This is a genomic window from Lachnotalea glycerini (genome assembly GCF_003201285.1).
Classification (GTDB): Bacteria; Bacillota; Clostridia; order Lachnospirales; family Lachnospiraceae; genus Lachnotalea; species Lachnotalea glycerini.
This window is the reverse complement of record NZ_QICS01000027.1, coordinates 1-5735: the sequence shown is the minus strand read 5'-3', so window position 1 is coordinate 5735 and position 5735 is coordinate 1. Positions and strand designations below refer to the sequence as shown.

Annotated in this window: 7 protein-coding genes; all 7 read left to right on the top strand. The window is 36.4% G+C overall.

Features of this window, described 5'->3' with window-relative positions; all coding sequences use genetic code 11:
- The coding region (locus tag C8E03_RS21475; protein ID WP_242993685.1) for an HNH/endonuclease VII fold putative polymorphic toxin at window positions 1–585 on the top strand (585 nt) is incomplete at its 5' end.
- 20 nt (window positions 586–605) lie between these two features.
- On the top strand, window positions 606–998 hold the full coding sequence (locus C8E03_RS21470; RefSeq protein WP_110292078.1) for an Imm50 family immunity protein: 393 nt from the start codon (window positions 606–608) through the stop codon (window positions 996–998).
- A 453-nt stretch (window positions 999–1451) separates the two neighbouring features.
- The gene (locus C8E03_RS22300) at window positions 1452–2297 is read left to right on the top strand and encodes an RHS repeat-associated core domain-containing protein (protein ID WP_242993683.1); all 846 of its coding nucleotides are present in this window, start codon (window positions 1452–1454) and stop codon (window positions 2295–2297) included.
- Between the two features lie 39 nt (window positions 2298–2336).
- Complete coding sequence (locus tag C8E03_RS21460) at window positions 2337–2855, top strand: hypothetical protein (RefSeq protein WP_110292077.1); 519 nt, start codon at window positions 2337–2339, stop codon at window positions 2853–2855.
- A 417-nt stretch (window positions 2856–3272) separates the two neighbouring features.
- On the top strand, window positions 3273–3824 hold the full coding sequence (locus C8E03_RS21455) for a hypothetical protein (RefSeq protein WP_242993681.1): 552 nt from the start codon (window positions 3273–3275) through the stop codon (window positions 3822–3824).
- On the top strand, window positions 3821–4468 hold the full coding sequence (locus C8E03_RS21450) for an SMI1/KNR4 family protein (protein ID WP_110292075.1): 648 nt from the start codon (window positions 3821–3823) through the stop codon (window positions 4466–4468). The genes C8E03_RS21455 and C8E03_RS21450 overlap by 4 nt, the downstream gene beginning before the upstream one ends.
- A 915-nt stretch (window positions 4469–5383) precedes the next feature.
- A partial coding sequence (locus C8E03_RS21445; protein WP_146212348.1) for a hypothetical protein occupies window positions 5384–5735 on the top strand: 352 nt, incomplete at its 3' end.

Sequence of the window (5735 nt, the reverse complement as noted above, 5' to 3'; positions counted from 1 at the left end):
TACCGGGGAGACGGACTGAACCTGTACGCATATTGCGCCAACAATCCAGTGAGCTATGTAGACCCAAGTGGGAATATCTGCGAAACAGCCGCGAAGAATATCATGAATAAAGTGGCGCAGGGACAGGCTGAAAAAAAGGAACAGAGACAACTGGAATCCTATTTGCGAAATAAGCAAAACAAAGGTGGATTGACATCACAAGAGCAGGAAGTGGCGAAAAAGCTTGGAGTGAATAGTGGCAATGAGGGTTCCGGCGGTAATTTACCAAGTAGGAGTGGTGCTTTTAATGAAGCTAAACGAGATGCAAAGATTCTAAAATCACAGCAGCCTGATTATGTTGATAGTGTTCCAATGAGACATGCTGAGTATGAAGGCGGTCATGTTATTAAAGATGCTAATGGAAATGTACTTATGACAAGAGAATATCATTATACAAATATGTATGGCAAGAAAATAGTAATTCAAGATCATAGTGCTGGACATGTTAAGGGAGGGCAAGGGTCGCATTTTAATGTGAGACCTGCTGATAAAACTAGAACAGGAAGTGTTGATGGTACAAAAGATCATTACCCATTTAATAAGTAAAATTTATATGGAGGAAATATATGTGGTATGAAGTTATTGAAAAAACGGAGTTTTTAAGAAGGTTGTATAATAAAATTCCTGATTTAAACAATATAGAGATTTTAGAAATTCAATTATGTGAAAGTGGTGATAGAGTGAAGTTGTCTTTATTTTTGCCTATATTGATTGATAATCTACCCTTAAAATGGAAACAGCTTAAATATAATTCTGCGATAATAGATCTCGAATTATTTGTAATATCTTCTATATTATTAGAAAGTAAAAAAAGTAAATTAATAGCTGATATTCATATTGAAAAAACAAATCAAGATACTATAATATTGAAATGTGCAGGGGCGATTAACATGGAAGTCTGTGCAGAAGTTGGCATTATACAAGAAATCAGAGGGTGCAAAATTAGTGAAATGTCATAGAGTCAATTGAGTGATTCTAAAATATAGAGCTAAGTGGCTATAGCATTAAAGGAGTTGTTCATAACCCCGTAATTCTTTCGCATAAATAGGCATTTTCAGTAAGTATGCCCCATGGGGCTCCAACACCGATAAAAAAGTCATCTCAGTCCACATCGTGGACTGATGTAACCCGAGTTCGGGAAGTTTTTGACCCCGGCTCGGGTTTCATATTTTCGACTCCATGGTTCACCTCTGTTTTAGTGGAAGAAATATGCTAAGATTTTTCACTGACGGATTTTAAAACAGTGTAAATCTGTGACCTGTGACTTATAAAAAACTGGTATATATGCAATTTTTTTGTAAAAGCAAGAAAGCGAACAGGAGGTAACGGCAAAAGGGAAAAACTATATTTTTTAAACTTGCCAAACAAGGCTTTTAATTGCCTATGTCTTTATATCACAATATGCCTACGATTTGTATAAGAACTTGACTAACGAAGAACGAGTCGAAAACCGCTTCCAGTTCAACGGCCAACAGCTCGACCCCATCAGCCAGCAGTATTACCTAAGAGCCAGATACTATAACCCAGTAATCGGACGCTTTACCCAAGAAGATACCTACCGGGGAGACGGACTGAACCTGTACGCATATTGCGCCAACAATCCAGTGAGCTATGTAGACCCAAGTGGAAATATCTGCGAAACAGCCGCGAATAGAATTATGTCTTTGATGGATGAGGGAAAAATCAAAGGAAAAAACAAGCGTCAGCTGGAATCCTATTTGCGAAATAAGCAAAACAAAGGTGTATTGACATCAGAAGAGCAGGAAGTGGCGAAAAAGCTTGGAGTGAATGGTGGTAATAAGAGTTCGGGCGGAGATAATAGTGTACCTCGTTTTCCTAAGCCAGGAGATGTTGATTTTACAGGACCCGTACCATCAGGAAGTTGGACGTTGGTTCCGGAAGGGGATGGAGCCCATCTGATTGAAAGATCAAATGTTAGAGGAAGGTCGGCTTTATCTATGTATGATCAACCAGAAACGCCAAGATATTATCCTTATGGGACACCGGAAAGTGCTGGGCAAGCACATATTAGGCTGCATGAAGCTACAAGGAATCAGGGAATTAAATTAAGGGGTGGTAATTCTGGAATGTCAGATCAGCAACTATTAGATAATTATACAAGTGCATACAATAATTCTAGTTTAGAAGGTATAAGAGGAGATTTAAGAACTCCCAATAGTTCAAATGTAGTTGTAACAAATGTAACTCCTTCAGAAGCAATGACTACTTTACTAGATTGGGCAGAACAGAATAAATGATAATGATTAATTATGCATCCCAAAAAGAAAGGAATTATTATGAATAAGCAAAATGAGATAAGCTATGATATGGATTTGGTTATAGATGGAATGGGAATTGTTCTTTATTCGGATGGTGTTGTAAATGATATTGAAGAGGGAGAAAATTATTTTAGTAAAGAATTTTCTACACCAGAACAAGTAGCAAAACATATAAAAAAAGGAGATATAATTGGCTTTAATACAGGATCTAGCGGGAGTTATAGTATTAAATTTAGGACAGGTTATCCAAATGTAGAAATTGAACAAAAATTTCCAATTTGTATAAGACTGGCAATTAATGTTAAGGGGGGGAAGTTATCAGTAATTGATTTGTTTTGGTTGATGGAATGGAGTAATGATTGTCCTATAGAACAGCAACTTTTAATAGATGATGGTATTTATCATTTAACTGTATCTACTGTTAGACCCAAGTCTGGTATATGGGGAGATAATCAAGAAATTTATATTCATCTTAATAAGCTTGATGAGATGCCAGAATTAACTTGGGCAGGAGTTCCTCAATTGTTTACTGTGTAAAAATAAATCAATTAGAGTCTAGGTGATGCAAAATTGTTTTGGTACCTATAATAAGTGGTTTTTGCTGAATACCTAGAACACAAGAAGCTTTATAATGATTGTGCTCTAGGTATTATAGTTTGTAAATGAATTTTAGAAGTTTCACTCCATCCATGAATGCATGCTGATACAGAAAAGCCTCTTCTAAAGCAAGTTAGCTAATAAGGGAGTCAATGTAATTTACTACCAATTGTTTTTCTTTGTATGGCAAATTTTCAATAAAAATCTCAACCTGTAGAATTCTTTTTTCTTCCTGTTCAGATTCATAAGGTTGGTTTTTATGAAATACAAAATTAACATGTTGATACGCTCCTGAATAAACATATTACCTACCGGGGAGACGGACTGAACCTGTACGCATATTGCGCCAACAATCCAGTGAGCTATGTAGACCCGAGTGGGAATCAGTGTAAAGCTGCTAAGGATAGGCTTGCTGCTAGTACATCAAAAGGGAAAAATGAGACAAAGACTTCTACGAAACTGACCGAACACCAAGATAGTAGTTCTAAGGGAGTGGGCGAGACTGATGTACCAAAAAGGCCGGGTGGATATTTGAAAAACGATGTAGATGATTATGGAAACTTAAGTCCTCAAGTAAATAGAGCACCAGGAAACCAGAACATTGCTGCTGATAATCGAGTGCAGGCTCATCATCCAATACAAAATGAATGGGCTGAACGTAATATCCCTGGATATAATAAAGATAAAGCACCATCAATATTACTTGAATCTAGTTCTGGCAAACCACATGCAAAGATATCAGCTTTACAAAGAAGTAGGCGTAAAGCCGAAGGATATGATACTGATATTGTGTATGAATTTAATACTTCGTATAAAGAGATGGTCGATGCTGAAGTAGATTCGAAAAATGCTAAAAAAGCAATGAGAAGAGCGTATAAATATTTTGATGAATTAGGAGGTTTCAAATGATAAATTTACAAAATATATCTGGTATATCAAAATCAAAGCCGGCAAGTAATGATGAAATCAGTATTGTTGAAAATAGAATGAATATTTTATTACCTGAGTATTATAAAGAATTATTAAACTTAACAAACGGATTTTCGACCGATAGGGGATTGGTGATTTATGGTACAGAGGATATCTATGAGAGAAACGAGATTCTTGAGGTAGAAAAGTACGCAAATGGTTATGTTGCAATAGGTGATGATAGTGGAGATATGGTATTTTTAATTTCTAAAGATAATAGAAACGAAGAAGTATTATCAGTAGGTTGTGGGGATATGAATACGCAAAATGCAAAGCATTTAGCTCCTAATTTATTAATATGGCTGAATAATAACTGCAATCTTGAGACAAGCGGAGAAAATAATACTCAAACTCAATATTATAACATTATATTAACAGGTGTTCCTAAAGGTGGATTAAAGGATCTAGTAAAGATAAAGAATGTTTTAAATATTAATATGTCATCCGCAGAATTACTAAAAGCATCTAAAAACTTACCTTATACTATAATTAGTAATGTATCTTACGGAAAGGCTATTAACTATTTTGAAAAGTTAACTGAATTTAGTGGCATGTTAAAATTGGAAAGACTGAAGAGTAACTAAATATATTTTAAGTTATATTAATGGCATAGGATAGAAATGGATAATTATTAACTCCATTCTAAAACCCATGATAATTTAGGCAAGATTCTACTATAACAAGTTGATGTGATTTTCTATTAACGCGTCCCTTATTGAAAACGACGATATCGGAAGAGTTATAGAAAATTGATTCTATAACCACTAAAAATCGTTGCATTCATTGTTGAACTTATATGGGGTTTACTTACACAGATACCTTAAAAATCTTTAAATCTGGCTGATTATAGTGCGATTACGACCACCTGACAGGTGACTTTAACCTTTTTGACAGCCACCTAATAATTAAGAAAAGCTTTAGCCAAAATCTTTATGCAGCCGGCATTGCCGGCTGCTGTTAATAGACAGGAGCAGCGGAAGGTGCACCTGCCTTTAACCTGCATCATTTTCGACCCCATGGTTCACCTCTGTTTTAGTGCAGAAAATGAGCGAAAACATTCCTCAACCAGATTTTTAAATAGTAGCAAATATGTGACTTGAAGCCATATAAAAAACAGCCATAGATGCGACTTTTTCTTAAAGTAGAAGAAAGAAGAACAGGTGGCAACAGCAATTCAAACTTTATTGCCTGAATGGCATACATGTTCCAGTAGCGGTTTCAAAGGTTATACAGGGGCAATGTTTTGCGATCCAGGGCTAGGGAATGGGACATCCATTCTGCCTTTTCATTGGTTTAAAAATAACTTCCTCCCCCATGGTTCATGGTGAACCATACGATTTACAGAGATCTGGTTCTATGGTAAAATGGGGCTGACGGGGGTTACAGAGGGTAAAAAATACTCTTTCTGTAGCTCCCTTTTCTGTTCTTTTTTCTGCCGTTTTTTCTCATAAATCCAGAACCTATATGGGAACTTACTAAGCAGAAGAGCCAACGAATGGTTGGAAAGATACGAGTACACACCAGAGGGATTATTAAACGCAGCCATTTCAGGCGGAATGCGTTACAGCTATGCTTATGATGAGATGGGCCGTCTGACAAAGAAGATGGCGAGCGGAAGAACCCTTTTATCCTTGACCTATGACCGAAACGGAAATCTATGGCAGCAAAGAGATGTTACCGGAAAGCTGACCGAATACCGTTATAACCAAAATGATGAATTAAAAGAAGTTTGGGATGACAAAACACTTCTTTGCGCGTATCATTATAACGAAGACGGAACCATAAGAAGCCTGCAAAACGGAGAAAGTCTCTATACGGAATATGCCTACGATTTGGATAAGAACCTGACCA

Excerpts from the sequence above, each read along its gene's own strand:
- C8E03_RS21470 (WP_110292078.1), top strand. The coding sequence starts at position 606 with ATGTGGTATGAAGTTATTGAAAAAACGGAGTTTTTAAGAAGGTTGTAT.
- C8E03_RS21460 (WP_110292077.1), top strand. The coding sequence starts at position 2,337 with ATGAATAAGCAAAATGAGATAAGCTATGATATGGATTTGGTTATAGAT.
- C8E03_RS21450 (WP_110292075.1), top strand. The coding sequence starts at position 3,821 with ATGATAAATTTACAAAATATATCTGGTATATCAAAATCAAAGCCGGCA.